Consider the following 18284-nt stretch of genomic DNA (forward strand, 5'->3'; position numbering starts at 1 on the left):
TGCATTCAATGTCCCAAGAATTCGATTACATCATCGTCGGTGCCGGCTCTGCCGGTAACACCCTGGCGACCCGTCTGACTGAAGACGAAGGCGTGACCGTCCTGCTGCTCGAAGCCGGCGGCCCGGACTACCGTTTCGACTTCCGCACGCAAATGCCGGCCGCTCTGGCCTTCCCGCTGCAAGGTCGTCGCTACAACTGGGCATACGAAACCGATCCAGAGCCACACATGGACGGTCGCCGGATGGAATGCGGTCGCGGCAAGGGCCTCGGCGGTTCCTCGCTGATCAACGGCATGTGCTACATCCGTGGCAACGCGATGGACTACGACGGCTGGGCAAAACTGCCAGGCCTGGAAGACTGGACCTACCTCGACTGCCTGCCGTACTTCCGTAAAGCGGAAACCCGTGACATCGGCCCGAACGACTACCACGGTGGCGACGGTCCGGTCAGCGTGACCACGCCGAAGGCGGGCAACAACCCACTGTTCCACGCGATGGTTGAAGCTGGCGTACAGGCCGGTTACCCGCGCACCGAAGACCTCAACGGCTACCAGCAGGAAGGTTTCGGCCCGATGGACCGCACCGTGACGCCGAAAGGCCGTCGCGCTTCCACCGCCCGTGGTTACCTGGACGTGGCCAAGAAGCGTTCGACCCTGACCATCGTCACTCACGCCCTGACTGACAAGGTTCTGTTCGAAGGCAAGCGCGCCATCGGCGTGCGTTACCTGGTCGGCGCTGCCGAAGAGCGCGTTGAAGCCCGCGCCCGCAAAGAAGTCATCGTCTGCTCCGGCGCCATCGCTTCGCCGCAACTGCTGCAACGCTCCGGCGTCGGCCCGGCGAAACTGCTGGAAAGCCTCGACATCCCGGTTGTTCACGATCTGCCGGGCGTCGGCGAAAACCTGCAGGATCACCTCGAGCTGTACCTGCAATACGCCTGCACCCAACCGGTTTCGCTGTACCCGTCGCTGCTCTGGTACAACCAGCCGGCCATCGGTGCCGAATGGCTGTTCAACGGCACCGGCATCGGCGCCAGCAACCAGTTCGAAGCCGGCGGTTTCATCCGCACCCGTCCGGAATTCGAATGGCCGAACATCCAGTACCACTTCCTGCCGGTAGCGATTAACTACAACGGCAGCAACGGTGTGAAAGAGCACGGCTTCCAGGCGCACATGGGTTCCATGCGTTCGCCGAGCCGTGGTCGCATCCAGATCAAATCCAAGGATCCGCGCCAGCACCCGAGCATCCTGTTCAACTACATGGCGACCGAGCAGGACTGGCAGGAATTTCGCGACGGCATCCGCCTGACCCGTGAAATCATGCAACAGCCTGCACTGGATGCTTTCCGTGGCCGCGAAATCAGCCCGGGCATCGAAGTGCAAACCGATGAGCAGTTGGACAAGTTCATCCGCGAGCACGCCGAAACCGCGTTCCACCCGTCCTGCTCGTGCAAGATGGGCACCGACGAGATGGCGGTCGTGGACGGTCAGGGCCGCGTGCATGGAATGCAGGGCCTGCGTGTGGTCGATGCCTCGATCATGCCGATCATCACCACCGGCAACCTGAACGCGCCGACGATCATGATGGCCGAGAAAATCGCCGACAAGATCCGTGGCCGTCAGCCACTGCCACGCAGCAAGGCGCCGTACTACGTCGCTGGCGATGCGCCGGTGAAAGGCAAGGCACTGCGTGATATGAGCGCTGTTGCCCAGTAAGTCGTAATACCAGGCGGTGATCGTTCCCATGCAATGTGGGAACGATCAGCCGACTTAAAACAGTAAATCCTCCTACGCCCCCTCTTCACTTGATCCTACCCCCACGCAGGCCTACTCTAGTCCTCGCGCAATCGTTTCACCCCTCCCCGCCGAATCCGCTTCGCCGCTACTCCCATAACAAGGAGGTTCCCTGATGTTCGATTTCCACCCCCAGCTCAAGCAGCGCTTCGCTGCCTTGCGCACGGGCGCCGAGTTTTTTTCCCTGCGGTATGTACGCGAGTCCGGCCAGTACCTGTCGGTGCGCAAGAACGTCGCCGAACCGCCGAGCCTGAGCCGTGACGAAGGCGCAATGCTCACCGTTCGCGTCAACGGCGTCGAAGCCTACGCCGCAACCAATGACCTGTCGCAGCAAGGCCTGCAAGCCGCCCTCGAGCGCGCCGAACAGCAGGCCCGGCGGCTCAAGCTGCACGCCCTGCTCGACCTGAGCCAGCAGCCGGTGTCCAGCGACCGCGCCGACTACCTTTCACCCAATCTGGAACAACCCTTCCCGTCCCTGAGCGAATGCTTCGAGCTGCTCGGCGCGGAATCCGCCTCGGTGCCCAAGGATGAGCGCCTGGTGAATTGGCAAGTGAGCATCGGCATCACCCACGTAGAACAGATCTACCTGAGCAGCGCCGGGGCCGAATTGCGCCAGGCCCAGCGCTTCGTTTATCCAGGCCTGGACGTCACCGCCTACGACGGCAACGACAGCCAGACCCGCAGCCTCGGCCGCGAGAACTTCGGCCAGCAGGGCGGCGCCGACGTGATCAGCCGCTGCGGCTTGATCGGCGCCGGCCCGCAAGTCGCCGATCAGGCGCTGCAACTGCTGCTCGCGCCAAATACCCCGCAAGGCCCGCGCGACCTGCTGTTGATGCCCGATCAGATGATGCTGCAGATCCACGAATCCATCGGCCATCCGCTGGAGCTCGACCGGATTCTCGGCGACGAGCGTAATTACGCCGGCACCAGCTTCGTCAAAGCCTCGGATTTTGGCAGCCTGCAATACGGCTCGAAACTGCTCAACGTGACCTTCGATCCGGACATTCCCGAAGAGCTGGCGAGTTACGGCCACGATGACGACGGCACCAGGGCCAGCAAGCAATTCCTGATTCGCGAAGGTCTGCTGGTGCGGCCGTTGGGCGGTGCGCTGTCGCAGTTCCGCGCGGGACTCGACGGTGTCGCCAACAGCCGCGCCTGCGGCTGGAACCGACCGCCGATCGACCGCATGGCCAATCTCAACATCGAACCGGGCGACCAGTCGCTGGAGCAACTGATCGGCGGGATTGAAAACGGCATTCTGATGAGCACCAACCGTTCGTGGTCGATCGACGATGCACGCAACAAATTCCAGTTCGGCTGCGAATGGGGCCAGTTGATTGAAAACGGCGAACTCAAGGGCGTCGTGAAGAATCCGAACTACCGGGGCATTTCCGCGCACTTCTGGAAGAGCCTGCGCGCGGTCGGCAACGCCGGCACCACCCAGGTGCTGGGCACGCCGAACTGCGGCAAGGGCGAACCGAACCAGGTGATTCGCGTCGGCCACGCTTCACCGGCCTGCGTGTTCAGCAATGTTGATGTGTTTGGGGGAGACGCCTGATGAGTATTTCCAAGAGCCAGGTCGAGGCCTTCAAGGTGCTGGTCGACTGGCTGCGCGATGCCGTGCGCGAGCCGGAACAGTTCACGCTGAGTTACGACGCCGAATCGTCGGCCTTCGTGCGTTTCAACCACGCCAAGGTGCGGCAGGCCGGGCAAGTGCAACAGGCGAATATCGGCCTGAAACTGATCGACGACGGGCGGCATGCCGACCTGCACATCACCCTGTCCGGTGAGCAGGCCACCGACCTGCAACGCCTCGCCGAAGGCTTGCAACAACTGCGCGAAACCTTGCCGTTGCTGCCACAGGATCCATACCTGCTGCTCAACCACAACGGCTGGCAGAGCCAGAACGTGCAGGAACATCCGTTGCCGGACACCGAACAGGTCGTGGCTGAAATCGCTCAAGCGGCCGAAGGGCTGGATCTGGTCGGCTTCTATGCCGCCGGCCCGATCAGCCGTGGTTTCGCCAGTTCTTCCGGCGCGTTCGGCTGGCATCAGGCCAACAGCTTCAACTTCGATTTCAGCCTGTTCCACGAAAACGGCGAAGCAGTGAAGGCCAGCTACGCCGGACATGACTGGAACAGCGAAGATTTCGCCAGACGCATCCAGCAGGCCCGCGAACAACTCGAGTTCCTCGGTCGCCCGTTGCGCACCCTGCCACCGGGACAATACCGCGCCTATCTGGCACCGGCAGCCCTGGAAGAAATCATGGGCATGCTGTGTTGGGGCGGTTTCTCGGCGCAGTCGATTGCCAGCAAGAGCAGTCCGTTGCAGAAGCTGTATGCCGGCGATCAGACGTTCAGTCCACTGGTGTCCCTCGACGAGAAGGTCAGCGGTTCGCTGAGCCCGGCGTTCTCCAGCGAAGGTTACCCGCGCAGCGATCTGCGGTTGATCATCGAAGGTAAAGCAGGTGATCAGTTGGTAGGTTCACGCAGTGCTGCCGAATACGGTCTGACTGCCAACGGTGCCGGCGGTGGCGAATCGCCGAGCGCGCTGAATATGGGCGCCGGTGATCTGCCGCAAGCGGAGATTCTCAAGCAACTGGGCACCGGGCTGTATATCAGCAACCTGTGGTACCTGAACTTCTCCGATCAACCGGCGGCGCGCCTGACCGGCATGACCCGATTTGCCACGTTCTGGGTCGAGAATGGCGAGATTCAGGCACCGGTCAGCACCATGCGTTTCGACGACAGCGCCTACAGCTTGCTGGGTTCGCAACTGGAAGCGCTGACTGCCGAGCGCGAGTTGCTGCTGTCGGCGAGCACCTACAGCCAGCGCAATACCTCGTCGGCGTTGTTGCCGGGGGCGCTGGTGAGCCGCCTGACCTTGACTCTCTGATACAAATCGTTCCCGCGCCTTGCGCGGGAACGATCACTCACTGCCCCACACCACAAGAGGTTCCATGCCCAACCGCCCGCCTCTCGACGCCATCACCGCCCGCTGGTTGCCGTGGGTCGTCGCCATCGCTTTTTTCATGCAGTCCCTCGACGGGACTATCCTCAACACCGCCCTGCCGGCCATGGCCCGGGATCTGGCCGAAGACCCGCTGCGCATGCAAGGCGTGGTCATCGCCTACATGCTCACCGTGGCCCTGTTGATTCCGGCCTCGGGCTGGATCGCCGACCGCTTCGGCACCAAGAAGATCTTCTTCGGCGCGATCCTGCTGTTCAGCATCGGCTCGCTGCTCTGTGCCCTGTCGAGCAGCCTGTCCATGCTGGTCGGCGCTCGGGTAATCCAGGGTCTGGGCGGCGCGTTGATGCTGCCGGTCGGGCGACTGGTGGTGCTGCGCGCCTACCCGCGTTCGGAGCTGGTGCGGATCATGGGCTTCATCACCATTCCCGGCCTGCTCGGCCCGCTGATCGGCCCGACCATGGGCGGCTGGATGGTGCAGTACCTGACGTGGCACTGGATCTTCCTGATCAACCTGCCGGTCGGCGTCATCGGCTGCTATGCAGTGTGGAAGTTCATTCCCGACCTGCGCGGCACCGAGCGCACGCGCTTCGATAGCCTCGGTTTCCTGCTGTTCGGCGCGGCGATGATTCTCATCACCATCGCCATGGAAGGCCTTGGCGAATTGCATCTGCCGCACTTGCGGGTGATGTTGCTGCTGTTCGGTGGCATGGCGTGTCTGGCGGCGTACTGGCTGCGCGCCGGACGTGTCGAGAATCCGCTATTCGCGCCTTCGCTGTTCAAGACCCGGACGTTTGCAGTAGGGATCATCGGCAACCTGTTCGCCCGTCTGGGCAGCGGCGCGTTGCCGTTTCTGGTGCCGTTGCTGCTGCAGGTGGCGCTTGGTTATTCACCGTCGCAGGCCGGGATGAGCATGCTGCCGCTGGCCGCCGCAGCGATGTTTGCCAAGTGGATGGCGCGGCCGCTGATCGAACGTCTCGGTTATCGCATCGTGCTCACCGGCAACACGCTGGCGCTGGGGATCATGCTGGCGAGCATGGGTCTGGTCAGCGAGCAGACACCGTATTGGCTGTTGTTGTGCCTGCTGGCGATTCTCGGCGCGATCAACTCGCTGCAGTTCACCGCGATGAACACCGTGACCCTGATCGATCTCGACGACGCCAGCGCCAGCAGCGGCAACAGCCTGCTGTCGGTGGTTGCACAGTTGTCGCTGAGTCTCGGGGTGGCTTGCGCCGGTGCCTTGCTCGGCGGCTTCACGGCGGAAATCGGCAACGATGGCGTTGAAACCGTGCTGGGTGCGTTCCAGCTGACGTTCGTGACGGTGGGTGTCATGGCGATGCTGGCCGCGACAATCTTCTCGCAACTCTCGAAAGAGGACGGCCGACGCGTCAAACGTCCCGATGAACATCCGGACGAACACATCGAACATTAATCGCTGTTCGTCCAGAACTTTCGAGGAAAGTGGCACGGGGCTGCTACACTGCGCGACATTTTGTTTTGCAGGCCAGTCCCGTGACCACCATCGCCACCGCTTTTAATACTTTGCCGCTGTCCGCCGCCATGCTGGCTAACCTCGACTCCCTCGGTTATGCCCAGATGACGCCGATCCAGGCGCAGAGCTTGCCGGTGATCCTCAAGGGGATGGACCTGATCGCCCAGGCCAAGACCGGCAGCGGCAAGACCGCCGCGTTCGGCATCGGCCTGCTGAACCCGATCAATCCGCGCTACTTCGGTTGCCAGGCGCTGGTGATTTGCCCGACCCGTGAGCTCGCCGACCAGGTCGCCAAGGAAATCCGTCGTCTGGCCCGTGCCGAAGACAACATCAAGGTCCTGACCCTGTGCGGCGGCGTGGCGTTCGGCCCGCAGATCGCCTCGCTGGAGCACGGCGCGCACATCATCGTCGGCACGCCAGGCCGCATCCAGCAGCACCTGCGCAAGGGTTCGCTGGTCCTCGACGGCCTCAACACGCTGATCCTCGACGAAGCCGACCGCATGCTCGACATGGGTTTCTATGACGCCATCGAAGACATCATCGAGCAGACCCCGTCCCGTCGTCAGACCCTGCTGTTTTCGGCCACCTACCCGGTGGGCATCAAGCAACTGGCGTCGAAGTTCATGCGCGATCCGCAAACGGTGAAAGCCGAAGCGTTCCACGACGACACCCAGATCGAACAGCGCTTCTACGAGATCGCCCCGGAAGAACGCATGAGTGCGGTGACCAAGGTTCTGCACCACTTCCGTCCGGCCTCCACCGTGGCCTTCTGCTTCACCAAGCAGCAAGTGCAGGAAACCGTCGATCACCTGACCTCCAAGGGTATTTCCGCCGTCGGCCTGCACGGCGATCTGGAACAGCGTGATCGCGACCAGGTCCTGGCGATGTTCGCCAACCGCAGCACTTCGGTGCTGGTTGCCACCGACGTCGCCGCCCGTGGCCTGGACATCGACTCGCTGGACATGGTGATCAACGTCGAACTGGCCCGCGACTCGGAAATCCACATTCACCGCGTGGGCCGTACCGGGCGCGCGGGCGAGAAAGGCATCGCAGTCAGCCTGGTGGCGCCGTCCGAAGCGCATCGCGCGCAAGCCATCGAACAACTGCAGAAAACCCCGCTGAACTGGGATCAGGTGGACAACCTCAAGTCCCAGGGCGGTGCCCCGCTGCAACCGCCGATGAGCACGCTGTGCATCGCTGGCGGGCGCAAGGACAAGGTGCGTCCGGGCGACATTCTTGGCGCTCTGACCGGTGAGGCCGGCATTCCGGGCGCCCAGGTCGGCAAGATCGCGATCTTCGACTTCCAGTCCTATGTGGCCGTTGAACGCAGCGTGGTCATGCAGGCGCTGCAGCGTTTGAACAACGGCAAGATCAAGGGTCGTTCGCTGCGCGTACGCGTTTTGTAAGCGATCTTCCATCCAAGGAAGATCCCCTGTGGGAGCAGGCTTTCCCGCGATGCCGGACCTCATCGCGAGCAAGTTCGCTCCCACAGTTTGTTTTGTGGTGAACAACGTGAGGACACCGTTTTGCGCTCTACCGAAGTCGTGATCATTGGCGCTGGCGCCGCAGGGTTGATGTGTGCACTGACCGCCGCCGGGCGCGGGCGTCAGGTGTTGCTGCTCGACCACGCGAACAAGGCCGGCAAGAAAATCCTGATGTCCGGCGGTGGTCGCTGCAACTTCACCAACATGTACACCGAGCCGAGCAATTTCCTCTCGCAGAATTCGCATTTCTGCAAATCCGCGCTGGCCCGCTACACCCAGTGGGATTTCATCGGCATGGTCGCCAAACATGGCGTGCCGTATCACGAGAAAAAACTCGGTCAGTTGTTCTGCGATAACAAATCCAGCGACATCCTCGGCATGCTCCTGGACGAGTGCGATCAGGTCGGCGTCAACCTGCACCTCGACACCTCGATCCAGACCATCGAAAAGGTTGAAGGCGGTTACCTGCTCGACACCACACTCGGCCAGATCCAGTGCCAGTCGCTGGTGATCGCCACCGGCGGGCTGTCGATCCCGACGCTGGGCGCGACCGGCTTCGGTTACCAGGTCGCCAAGCAATTCGGCCACGAGCTGCTGCCGACCCGCGCCGGGCTGGTGCCGTTCACCATCACCGACCAGCTCAAGGATTTGTGCACCGAACTGTCCGGCACCTCGGTGGATTGCCTGGTGAGCTGTAACGACCAAAGCTTTCGCGAGAACATCCTGTTCACTCACCGTGGTCTGAGCGGCCCGGCGATTCTGCAGATTTCCTCGTTCTGGGAACCTGGCGACACGGTAGAAATCAACCTGCTGCCCGACCACGACGCGGCGAGCTGGCTGCAACAGCAAACCGCCGAGCGTCCGAACAGCGAACTGAAAACCCTGCTCGGCGAAATCTTCACCAAGAAGATGGCCAACCTGCTGGCGGACAACTGGTTCGTCTCCAAACCGATGAAGCAGTACACACACGCCGAACTGGCGGAGATTGCCGAGAAGCTCGGCAGCTGGAAAGTCGTCCCGGCCGGCACCGAAGGCTATCGCACCGCCGAAGTCACCCTCGGTGGTGTCGACACCCGCGAAGTATCCTCCAAGACCATGGAATCGCTGAAAAGCCCGGGTCTGTATTTCGTCGGCGAAGTACTGGACGTCACCGGACATCTGGGCGGTTTCAACTTCCAATGGGCGTGGGCATCGGGTTACGCGGCCGCGCAATACGTCTGATTCGAAGGCCGTGCGGAACACTTTTTGCTGTCAGATGTGATCGGCGCCATTGCGTCGGCGTCATTACTGGCTCAATTTAGCGGCATCGCCTCGGAAGGCCTTCGCACTTCATGTCCTCGACCTCGTTTCGTCAGTCTTTGCGGCGCCTGTGGGCGCTGGATAAATTCAGCTACAGCGTGCGGGTGTTCATCGCCCTGACCGGCAGCATGGCGCTGTGCTGGTATCAGGATGAAATGGGGCTGCTGATCCCGTTGTTCCTCGGGATCATCGCCAGCGCCCTGGCCGAGACCGACGACAGCTGGCAGGGCCGCCTCAACGCACTGGCGGTAACGCTGGTGTGTTTCAGCGTCGCCGCGCTGTCGGTGGAACTGCTGTTCCCCTACCCCATCGTGTTCGTCATCGCTCTGGCGCTGGCCAGTTTCGGCCTGACCATGCTCGGTGCGCTCGGCGAGCGTTACGGGGCGATTGCTTCGGCGACGCTGATTCTTTCCGTCTACACCATGATCGGCGTTGACCAGCGTGGTGGCGCGGTCACGGATTTCTGGCACGAACCGATGCTGCTGGTGGCCGGTGCCGCGTGGTACGGCCTGCTGTCGGTGCTGTGGCAGGCGATGTTTTCCAACCAGCCGGTGCAGCAGAGCCTGGCGCGACTGTTCCGTGAGCTGGGTTATTACCTGAAGCTGAAAGCCTCGCTGTTCGAGCCGATCCGTCAGTTGGACGTCGAAGCGCGGCGCCTGGAACTGGCCCAACAAAACGGCCGCGTCGTGGCGGCACTGAACAGCGCCAAGGAAATCATTCTCCATCGGGTCGGCAACGGCCGCCCGGGCTCGAAAGTCAGCCGCTACCTGAAGTTGTACTTCCTCGCTCAGGACATTCACGAGCGCGCCAGTTCTTCGCATTACCCTTACAACGCGTTGGCCGAGGCGTTCTTTCACAGCGACGTGCTGTTCCGCTGCCAGCGCCTGCTGCGCCAACAAGGCAAGGCCTGCCGGGCGCTGGCCGAGTCGATCCAGATGCGCCAGCCGTTCATCTACGACGCGACATTCGCCGAAGCCCTGAGTGACCTGCACGCCTCCCTCGAACACCTGCGCATCCAGAGCAACCCGGCCTGGCGCGGGCTGCTGCGTTCGCTGCGGGCGCTGGCGGCCAACCTCGGCACCCTCGACCGTTTACTCAGCGATGCCAGCAACCCGGATGCGCTGGCCGATGCCACCGACAGCAGCCTGCTCGACCGCTCGCCGCGCAACTTCAAGGATGTGCTGACGCGCCTGCGCACGCAGCTGACGCCCACGTCATTGTTGTTCCGCCATGCCCTGCGCCTGCCGCTGGCGCTGAGTATCGGGTACGGCATGGTGCATCTGATTCACCCGTCACAGGGTTATTGGATCATCCTCACCACGCTGTTCGTCTGCCAGCCAAACTATGGCGCCACCCGGCGCAAACTCGGCCAGCGGATTCTCGGCACCGCCATCGGCCTGACCATCGCCTGGGCGCTGTTCGATCTGTTCCCGAGCCCGCTGGTGCAGTCGTGTTTCGCTATCGCCGCCGGGGTGGTGTTCTTTACCAACCGCACCACCCGCTACACCGTGGCGACCGCCGCGATCACGATCATGGTGCTGTTCTGCTTCAATCAGGTCGGCGACGGTTACGGGCTGTTTGTCCCGCGCCTGTTCGATACCCTGCTCGGCAGCCTGATCGCAGGCCTGACGGTGATCCTGTTCCTGCCGGACTGGCAGGGTCGGCGCCTGAACAAGGTGCTGGCCAACACCCTGACCTGCAACAGCATCTACCTGCGCCAGATCATGCAGCAATACGCCGCCGGCAAGAGCGACGACCTCGCCTATCGTCTCGCCCGGCGCAACGCGCACAACGCCGACGCGGCGCTGTCGACCACGCTGGCGAACATGCTGATGGAACCGGGGCATTTCCGGAAGGAGGCCGACGTCGGTTTCCGCTTCCTGGTGCTGTCGCACACCCTGCTCAGTTATCTGTCAGGCCTCGGCGCGCACCGGGAAACCCAGTTGCCGGCCGAGGTGCGTGAGCATCTGATCGATGGCGCCGGGGTGAAACTGGCCAACAGCATCGATGAAATCGCCCAGGGTCTGGCAAGCAAACAGCCTATTGCGATCCAGAGCGATGAAGAAGAAGCGCTGGCCAATGAGCTTGAGCAAATGGCGGACGAGATCGATGAAGGCCAGCGGCTGGTGCAGACGCAACTGGCGTTGATCTGCCGTCAGCTAGGCCCGTTGCGCACGCTGGCTGCGCACCTGATCAAGGATACCGCCGAGGATTGAGTCGTTTCACATTCCGTGCTTCCTGAGCAACTTGTCATAGCTGCCATCAGCCTTCATCGCCGCAATCGCCTTGTCGAACCCGGCCACGATCTGTTCGTGCTCCGGGTTCTTCAGGCTGACCAGAATGTGCAGACTGTTTTCGCTCAGCGGCTTGGGCAGGAACTCCACCGCGTTGCGCACTTTCGGCGATTCACGGGCCAGGTAATAGCGGGCGACGTATTCGTCTTCCAGGGTCAGCTTGACCCGGTCCGCCGCCAGCATGCGCACGGCCATGGCGAAGTTATGCACAGGGACTTTCTGCAGCGCGGTGTCGGCATCGAATGGCGCCGAATAGGCATAGCCGCGCACCACCGCAATCGGATAGGTGTGCAGTTCCTGCAGGTTGTTGTATTCGATGGGCGTGTCTTTGCGCTTGAGAAAACGCACGCGGTTGAGCAGGTACTCGTCGGAAAACTGCCCCAGCTTCGTACGCTCGTCGTTGTACCAGGCATTGACCAACACGTCGTAACGCCCCTCACCCACCCCAAGCAACGCCCGCGCCCACGGCACTTGTTCGTAATCGCTGGCATAACCAGCCCGGGCCAGGGCCGTACTGACGATGTCCGTGGCCAGCCCACCGTTGACCAGCGTGTCATCGGTAAAGGGCGGCCAGATGTCGAAGACCAGACGCAATTTCTCCGCTGCAGCGCTTTGACCCAGCAACAGCAATCCGATCAAAGCCAACGCTCGATGCAATCGCGGCATGCTTGAAAATCCTTAGCGGGCGGGCCGCCCGGCGTGTTTTCAGTCAAAACCCCAAGGCCCCGTACCGGCGAATCCCAGGCCCTAACATTAGCTCATTGAAGCCGTTGCACAGCGCTTCTCAGCAGATTACACAAAGATGTCGGCGCCGCCAGAAGGGAATGATGGCATTTTGGCCTTTGTCACAGATTTCTCAGCCATACAGACATATTTCGACGTGGCGCTTAGTATCGGACGACGTAGTTCAAGGAATCGGAAGATGACAATCGAGTGGGTCTGCAAACATCACAGCGATCTGGGACTGGAACAGCTGTACGCCATTTTGAAATTGCGCTCGGAAGTGTTCGTGGTCGAACAGCGTTGCGCGTACCTGGACCCGGACGGGCAGGACCTGGACGGGGACACCTGCCATTTGATGGGCTGGGACGGTGATCAACTGGTGGCATATCTGCGCCTGCTGGACCCGGAATCCCAAGGGGGCGACGTGGTGATCGGCCGTGTACTGACGGCGCCCGCCGGACGTGGCAAAGGTTTGGGTCACGAGATGATGGAGCAGGCGCTGAAACAGGCCGAAAAGCGCTGGCCAGAAGTGCCGATCTATCTGTCGGCCCAGGCGCATTTGCAGGGGTATTACGGGCGGTACGGGTTTGTGGTGGCGGGTGAGGAATATCTGGAGGATGACATTCCGCATATTGGTATGCGGCGTTCCTGAGATTCCCCCTTCGCGGGCGCGCCCGCGAAGGGACTACATCGGTCAGGGATACTCGAGAACAGCCTTGATCTGCCGCAAATTGCGCTCGATCCACCCCCGATCAATCGCCCCCCACTCACGAATCCGGTAGCGCCCCGCATGGTTGCGCGCGCCCTCTTCCTGTTCGAATTCGCAGACGATATCCAGATCCGCCAGCGCCGCAATGGTGTCCTGCGCCGTACGCCGGGGCATGCCGGTGACGTCGGTCAGCGCCGGAACGCTGCTGGCCAGGCCACTGTCGATCAGATAAGCCACGTACAAGCGCCGGTAGAAACTGCTCTTGGTCTTGCTCACGTCCATGCATGCGCTCCGTTGTTTGTTGTCTTATTGCATGTCCCGCCACGTCAGGTACACCCGCAGATCGAACTCGATCTGGTGATAGCCCGGCAGCATGTGCTCACATAATTTATAGAACGCCTTGTTGTGATCCGACTCCTTGAAGTGCGCCAGCTCGTGCACGACGATCATCTTCAGAAACTCCGGCGCGGCCTCCTTGAACAACGAGGCGATACGAATCTCTTTCTTGGCCTTGAGCTTGCCGCCCTGCACCCGCGAGACCGTGGTGTGCAGGCCGAGGGCGCGGTGGGTCAAGTCGAGACGGTTATCGAACAAGACCTTGTCGATGGCCGGGGCGTTACGCAGGTACTCCTGTTTCAGATCCAGCGCGTAGCCGTACAACGCCTTGTCGCTTTGCACATCGTGGCGGCCGGGGTAGCGCTGGCTCAGGTAATCACCGAGACGATCTTCGGCAATCAATTGGCGCACCTGATCCTGCAGATTCGCGGGATAGGCCTGGAGGTATTTCAACGCAGTCATGGGGCGGCACGGGTCATGAAAAGGCCGCCAGTGTAACGAATTCAACTGGCCAACGCGCTCCAGTCGAACGGCTCGGCGAAGCGCGTCGTGTCCTCGGCGACCACCGGACGCGCCACGAGAAAGCCTTGCACGTATTCGCAACCGTGGGTCTTTAGCCATCGATATTGCTCGACGGTTTCCACACCTTCGGCAATCACCAGCAACCCATATTCCTTGCACAGCTCGATGACGCTGCGCACCAGCGAAGCGTCCCGGGACGAATCCGGGAGTCGGGCAATCAGATGGCGGTCGAGCTTCAGTGTGTCCAGCTCGAGGTCGCGCAGATGCGACAGCGAGCAGGAGCCGGAACCGAAATCGTCCAGCGCCACCCGCACCCCGAGATTACGCAGCAGCTTCAGCTGTTTGCGGGTCTCGTCCGGATTGATCGTCAGCGCCTCCTCAGTGACTTCCACTTCCATCTGGTGCGGCTGCAAACCATGGCGCTCCAGTACCTGACGCAATTCGGTGACCAGATTCGGCATTCCGAACTGGGTGTTGCTCAGACTCACGCCGATCACCAGATCCTTGGAAAAATCAGCCTCCCAGGCCTTACGCTGTCCGGCGCTGCGATGATAGATCCAGCTGCCGAGCCGGCTGATCAACGTCGCCTCTTCCAGCAACGGCAGGAACAACCCCGGCGGCACGTCGCCGACGCTCGGATGTTGCCAACGCAGCAACGCCTCGAAACCGCGAATCCGGCCGTCGCCAATCGCCACTTGCGGCTGATACACCAGATTGAAATCGCGGTTCTCGATGGCGTTGCGCACGCTCTCTTCCAGCATTAGCCGTGACCGCGCGCGGCCGTTCATTTCATGATCGTAGAAGCGATATTGCTGACGCCCGGCACGCTTGGCTTCGTACATGGCGATGTCCGAGGCGCGCATCAAACCGTCGAGGTTGTTGCCGCAATCCGGGTAGGTGGCGATGCCGATACTTGCGCCCAGAGCGATATCGAGGCCTTCGATCTGCTGACAGATCGATACTCGCTCGATGAGTTTCTCGGCGATCTTCGCCGCTTGTTCGGGGAATTCCAGATCCAGCAGTGCGGTGAACTCGTCGCCGCCCATCCGCGCCAGAATGTCGAACGGCCGCAGGCACGCTTTCAATTGTTCGGAGACCCAGCGCAACACTCGATCCCCGGCATCATGGCCGAGGGAATCGTTGACTCGCTTGAAGCCGTCGAGATCGAGGTACATCAACACCCAACTGCTGTCCGTGCGTTCGCCGCGCAGCAGCAGGTTTTCCACAGTCTGGTAGAAACCCCGACGATTGAGCAGCCCGGTCAGTGGGTCGGTGACGGCCTGAAACTCAAGCTGTTGATGCAGATGACGCACCACCGACATGTCCAGCACCGTCACCACCATCGCGTGCTGCTCGCTCGGCAATGCGGCACAAGACAGTGCCACCGGCACCTGCTGACCCGGCGCGGTACGCAGCAAAGCGTCGTGTAAGCGCAACGTCTCGCCGCGTTTGTAACTGGCATAAAACTCGGAATCGGCCCACAGCGGAATGTGCGGTTTCTGCAGGAAATCGAGAAACTCCTGCCCTTCCAGTTCCTTCACCGGCGCATTGAGCAGCCGGGAAATCGCCGGGTTGGCGAAGCGGATCAAGCCGTCCTCGGCCAGCACCAGAATGCCTTCGGCAGCGTTGTCCAGCACCGAGGCATTGAAGGCCCGCGCCGATTCCAGATCCTGACTCAAGCGCTGCAAGGCCCGGCGATTGCGCTGGTGCTCCAGCAACGCCTGGACCTTCGGTTTGAGAATCTGCGGATCGAAAGGCTTGAACAGGTAATCCACCGCACCACTGGCATAGCCCTTGATCACGGCGTCCTGGGATTGTTCATTGGCGGTGAGGAAAATGATCGGTGTCAGCCGAGTACGCTGGCTGCCGCGCATCAGGCGCGCGACCTCGAAACCGTCCATTCCCGGCATCTGCACATCCAGCAGCACCAGATCGATGTCGTGTTCGAGCAACAGGTTGAGGGCTTCGAAACCCGAAGCGGCGGTCATGACCAGCCAATCCTGGCGCTGCAGCAATGCACGCATGCTGATCAGATTTTCAGGGTAATCATCAACGATCAAAAGGACTGAGCTGCCTTCACCTGGCTGGGGTTGCACGCATTCCATGCTGCTTCTCTTGTCGGGACATCTTGTGTCGGGGCCACGGCCGGTTTCTCGTGAAAACCGTACAGTCACTGAGCCTTCACTCTAGTCCGGGAACTGGAAAAGCTGTAGCTGTCATCAGGCCATCATGTAATCAAACTCATGAGTAGCCGACTAACGGTCACCTCTGCAGCCCCCGTAAACCGGGAAACATGGCATTTCGACAGGATGTTGGCGCCAATCATCCGCCAGACGGCCGTTAACAAAAAATCCCTCTACGCTTATAAAGGCCGCCCCCAAGAGGCGCGGGCTAGAGCTTCTGGCACGCGCGTGCAGCAAAAATTGAGTGGAAGAACCGACATGATCGACCTCGCAACCTGGAACCTCAGCGTTCCCGTTGGCAGCCCGCCCCACACCGTCGAGACCTCCAGACTGGTGAACGGCTTCAAGGATCAGTACTTCCATTCCGACACCGGCACCCTGTTCTTCTGGTCCCCGGTGACCGGCTCGAAAACCGAAAACGCCATTTACCCGCGCACCGAGCTGCGCGAAACCTTCAGCAACGGCACCCTGCGCAACTGGTACTACCCGGACGCCGACAACCTGCTGCGCGCGACCCTCTCGGTCAACAAGGTGCCCAGCTCGGGCAAGATCGTCATCGGGCAGATCCATGCCTATGAAAGCCAGAAGCCGCTGGTGAAGCTTGAGTATCAGTACAAGACCAAACTGGATTCCGGCAACCTGGTGATCAAGGTGCGCATGCACCCGGATGATGACGAAGGCCGGGTGATTACCCTGGCGACCGGGATCAAACTGGATCGCGAATTCAATTACCTGATTCACCTGAGCCCCGGCGGCGCACTGGGTGTGAGTGCGGCCGGGTATCAGTGGGATTCGCAGATCAGCGCGACGTGGCGCAACAAACCGCTGTACTTCAAGGCCGGCGTGTATGTGCAGGACAACACCGGGTACACCAGTGAGGGTGGGCAGGTGACGTTCAGCAAGCTGGATATCGATCACGATAAATAATCTACTGGGCTACCCCCTGTGGCGAGGGAGCTTGCTCCCGTCGGGCTGCGCAGCAGTCCCCGCTTTTTCAGGGCCGCTTCGCGCCTTGGCGGAACGATGCGGCGATCCGGCAAGCTCCCTCGCCACAGGCTATTTATGCCAGTTATACCCCTTTAAACGTCGCTGTTTAAAGGCTGCAACCGTTACTTCCCGAAGCCTACAACGGCTTGCGTCGCGGCCTACCGGTACGCCAGAATCCGCCGGCTTGTGCGCCTGGAAGGCCGTCGGTAACTTGATTCGGGTCACTGATTCACAGTGATCGGGTTTAGTAGCCTGTGGTGTTTTCAGCTACGTGCAAGCGCTGTCCATCAGACATTCCAGTCTGACTGTGATGGTGGCTGTGCGCAGGGCGCTTCGGCGCGCCGGTCAATGCTGAATACTCCCCGGTCTACTAACCTGCGCACAGCTGCCACCCTTCTTTTAGTAGGGAAGGACCGGCAGCTCCTTACAGGAGTTTTCAGCTTATGTTCAAACCTACGCCTAACCCGCCAGAAACCGATCTGGCCTCCCCCTACGATTCCCTCGACCCCAAAAAACTCAACGAAGCCGCCGAACGCGCCCTCGACCACTACCTCTGCCCCGGCGCCCGCATCATGGCCACGGTCAACGAACCCGACCGCATGTACTTCGCCAACCCCGCCTGCAACACCGAATCCCTGCTGGCCAACGCCAGCGAAACCCTCGGCTCCGCCAGTGAAATGCTCAACAACTTCGCCGCGATACTCCCGCCATCCCACCGAAAGACCGCATTGGGCATCGCTCAAATAGTGATGGTTGCGGAACTGGCGGTTAACCAGGCGCTGGATCACGTCGAGCCGAAGTAATAAGTGCAAAATGGGCGAACTCATTGAGTCGCCCCCTTTATTACTCGCAGCATTTCCCCGCGCATCTGCGTCCGACTTTTTATATTTAAAGCAAACAACCCCGCTGCCCTTTCTCGCCACACTTATCCAAATATCAAAAAAAGCCAAAACCTATTCCGAATAACTATTAAAAACTGTCACTTATAACAGGTGGCACAGTTCGAGTTAAAAACTAACATCGTGAACGGCACAAGAAAAAGGATGGAAAACCATTCATCCTAAATTTATATTCCATACGAACAAATGAGGGAGAAAGGTCATGGGCCAAGCCAATCCGAACGGAACCTATAACGGGCGTGTATATGATGCCGGCGAGAGCCATAATGCCACTCTCAGAATTATTTCTTCCGACCCGCAAACAGGCAACATATCACAGGCCACAATGGATTATTACGGACTTTCCTTTACCGTTGACGGAAGTTTCACCTATCAAAACTTATCAGATGAATCCGCAGTATCTTTCAACCTTCGAGCACAAGCAGGAGCCCCGGAATACAACGTACTCATTATCAGCATGAGTTCACCTGACAGAAGTTACTCCAATTTGAACGGCACTGTTCGCGTCGATCGCGGAGGACCGAACGTAGGTAAAACATACAACATCACCTTCACAAAATAAAAACAAGAAAACACATGGGAGACGGATTTATTTAACC

General features: G+C 60.6%; 15 protein-coding genes. 11 read left to right on the top strand and 4 right to left on the bottom strand.

Going from position 1 to position 18284, the window contains the following annotated elements; all coding sequences use genetic code 11:
* The first annotated feature begins 8 nt into the window (after positions 1-8).
* From betA to yccS, 7 genes are all read left to right on the top strand, one after another.
* Positions 9-1712: a choline dehydrogenase gene (betA, locus tag NH234_RS27670; protein ID WP_367254979.1), complete on the top strand. Its 1704-nt coding sequence runs from the start codon at positions 9-11 to the stop codon at positions 1710-1712.
* Positions 1713-1905: 193 nt separating this feature from the next.
* Positions 1906-3348 carry a TldD/PmbA family protein gene (locus NH234_RS27675; RefSeq protein WP_367254981.1) on the top strand — a complete coding sequence of 481 codons (1443 nt, stop codon included), beginning with the start codon at positions 1906-1908 and terminating at the stop codon, positions 3346-3348.
* Positions 3348-4685 (top strand): TldD/PmbA family protein, encoded by a 1338-nt coding sequence (locus NH234_RS27680; RefSeq protein WP_367254982.1) that lies wholly within the window; start codon positions 3348-3350, stop codon positions 4683-4685. The genes NH234_RS27675 and NH234_RS27680 overlap by 1 nt, the downstream gene beginning before the upstream one ends.
* Before the next feature lie 64 nt (positions 4686-4749).
* Positions 4750-6189 carry a multidrug transporter subunit MdtD gene (mdtD, locus tag NH234_RS27685; RefSeq protein WP_085731624.1) on the top strand — a complete coding sequence of 480 codons (1440 nt, stop codon included), beginning with the start codon at positions 4750-4752 and terminating at the stop codon, positions 6187-6189.
* An 80-nt stretch (positions 6190-6269) separates the two neighbouring features.
* Entirely contained in the window at positions 6270-7655 is a 1386-nt protein-coding gene (gene dbpA / locus NH234_RS27690; RefSeq protein ID WP_367254984.1) for an ATP-dependent RNA helicase DbpA, read from the top strand.
* A 120-nt stretch (positions 7656-7775) separates the two neighbouring features.
* A complete protein-coding gene (locus NH234_RS27695) occupies positions 7776-8954 on the top strand; it encodes an NAD(P)/FAD-dependent oxidoreductase (RefSeq protein ID WP_367254986.1) in 1179 nt (392 codons plus the stop codon).
* A 110-nt stretch (positions 8955-9064) separates the two neighbouring features.
* Positions 9065-11248 (top strand): YccS family putative transporter, encoded by a 2184-nt coding sequence (gene yccS / locus NH234_RS27700; RefSeq protein WP_085731621.1) that lies wholly within the window; start codon positions 9065-9067, stop codon positions 11246-11248.
* Between the two features lie 6 nt (positions 11249-11254).
* Here the strand turns inward: yccS and NH234_RS27705 are convergent, their stop codons facing one another.
* Positions 11255-11992 carry an ABC transporter substrate-binding protein gene (locus tag NH234_RS27705; protein ID WP_085731620.1) on the bottom strand — a complete coding sequence of 246 codons (738 nt, stop codon included), beginning with the start codon at positions 11990-11992 and terminating at the stop codon, positions 11255-11257.
* A gap of 256 nt (positions 11993-12248) precedes the next feature.
* Between NH234_RS27705 and NH234_RS27710 the strand changes: the two genes are divergently transcribed.
* Entirely contained in the window at positions 12249-12701 is a 453-nt protein-coding gene (locus NH234_RS27710; RefSeq protein WP_011336314.1) for a GNAT family N-acetyltransferase, read from the top strand.
* Between the two features lie 42 nt (positions 12702-12743).
* Here the strand turns inward: NH234_RS27710 and NH234_RS27715 are convergent, their stop codons facing one another.
* The 3 genes from NH234_RS27715 to NH234_RS27725 are packed head-to-tail and all read right to left on the bottom strand — an operon-like array spanning position 12744 to position 15721.
* Complete coding sequence (locus tag NH234_RS27715) at positions 12744-13040, bottom strand: helix-turn-helix domain-containing protein (protein ID WP_008033286.1); 297 nt, start codon at positions 13038-13040, stop codon at positions 12744-12746.
* A gap of 24 nt (positions 13041-13064) precedes the next feature.
* Positions 13065-13556, bottom strand: a complete 492-nt coding sequence (locus NH234_RS27720) for a M48 family metallopeptidase (protein ID WP_367254989.1) — start codon at positions 13554-13556, stop codon at positions 13065-13067.
* A gap of 41 nt (positions 13557-13597) precedes the next feature.
* Positions 13598-15721: an EAL domain-containing protein gene (locus NH234_RS27725; protein WP_085731618.1), complete on the bottom strand. Its 2124-nt coding sequence runs from the start codon at positions 15719-15721 to the stop codon at positions 13598-13600.
* A gap of 336 nt (positions 15722-16057) precedes the next feature.
* Here NH234_RS27725 and NH234_RS27730 point away from each other — a divergent pair, with 336 nt between their 5' ends.
* From NH234_RS27730 to NH234_RS27740, 3 genes are all read left to right on the top strand, one after another.
* Positions 16058-16726: a polysaccharide lyase family 7 protein gene (locus tag NH234_RS27730; RefSeq protein WP_085731617.1), complete on the top strand. Its 669-nt coding sequence runs from the start codon at positions 16058-16060 to the stop codon at positions 16724-16726.
* A 503-nt stretch (positions 16727-17229) separates the two neighbouring features.
* A complete protein-coding gene (locus tag NH234_RS27735) occupies positions 17230-17589 on the top strand; it encodes a hypothetical protein (RefSeq protein WP_085731616.1) in 360 nt (119 codons plus the stop codon).
* 298 nt (positions 17590-17887) lie between these two features.
* On the top strand, positions 17888-18247 hold the full coding sequence (locus NH234_RS27740; RefSeq protein ID WP_139831716.1) for a hypothetical protein: 360 nt from the start codon (positions 17888-17890) through the stop codon (positions 18245-18247).
* Positions 18248-18284 lie beyond the last annotated feature (37 nt).

The organism is Pseudomonas sp. stari2 (assembly GCF_040760005.1).
Lineage (GTDB): Bacteria > Pseudomonadota > Gammaproteobacteria > Pseudomonadales > Pseudomonadaceae > Aquipseudomonas.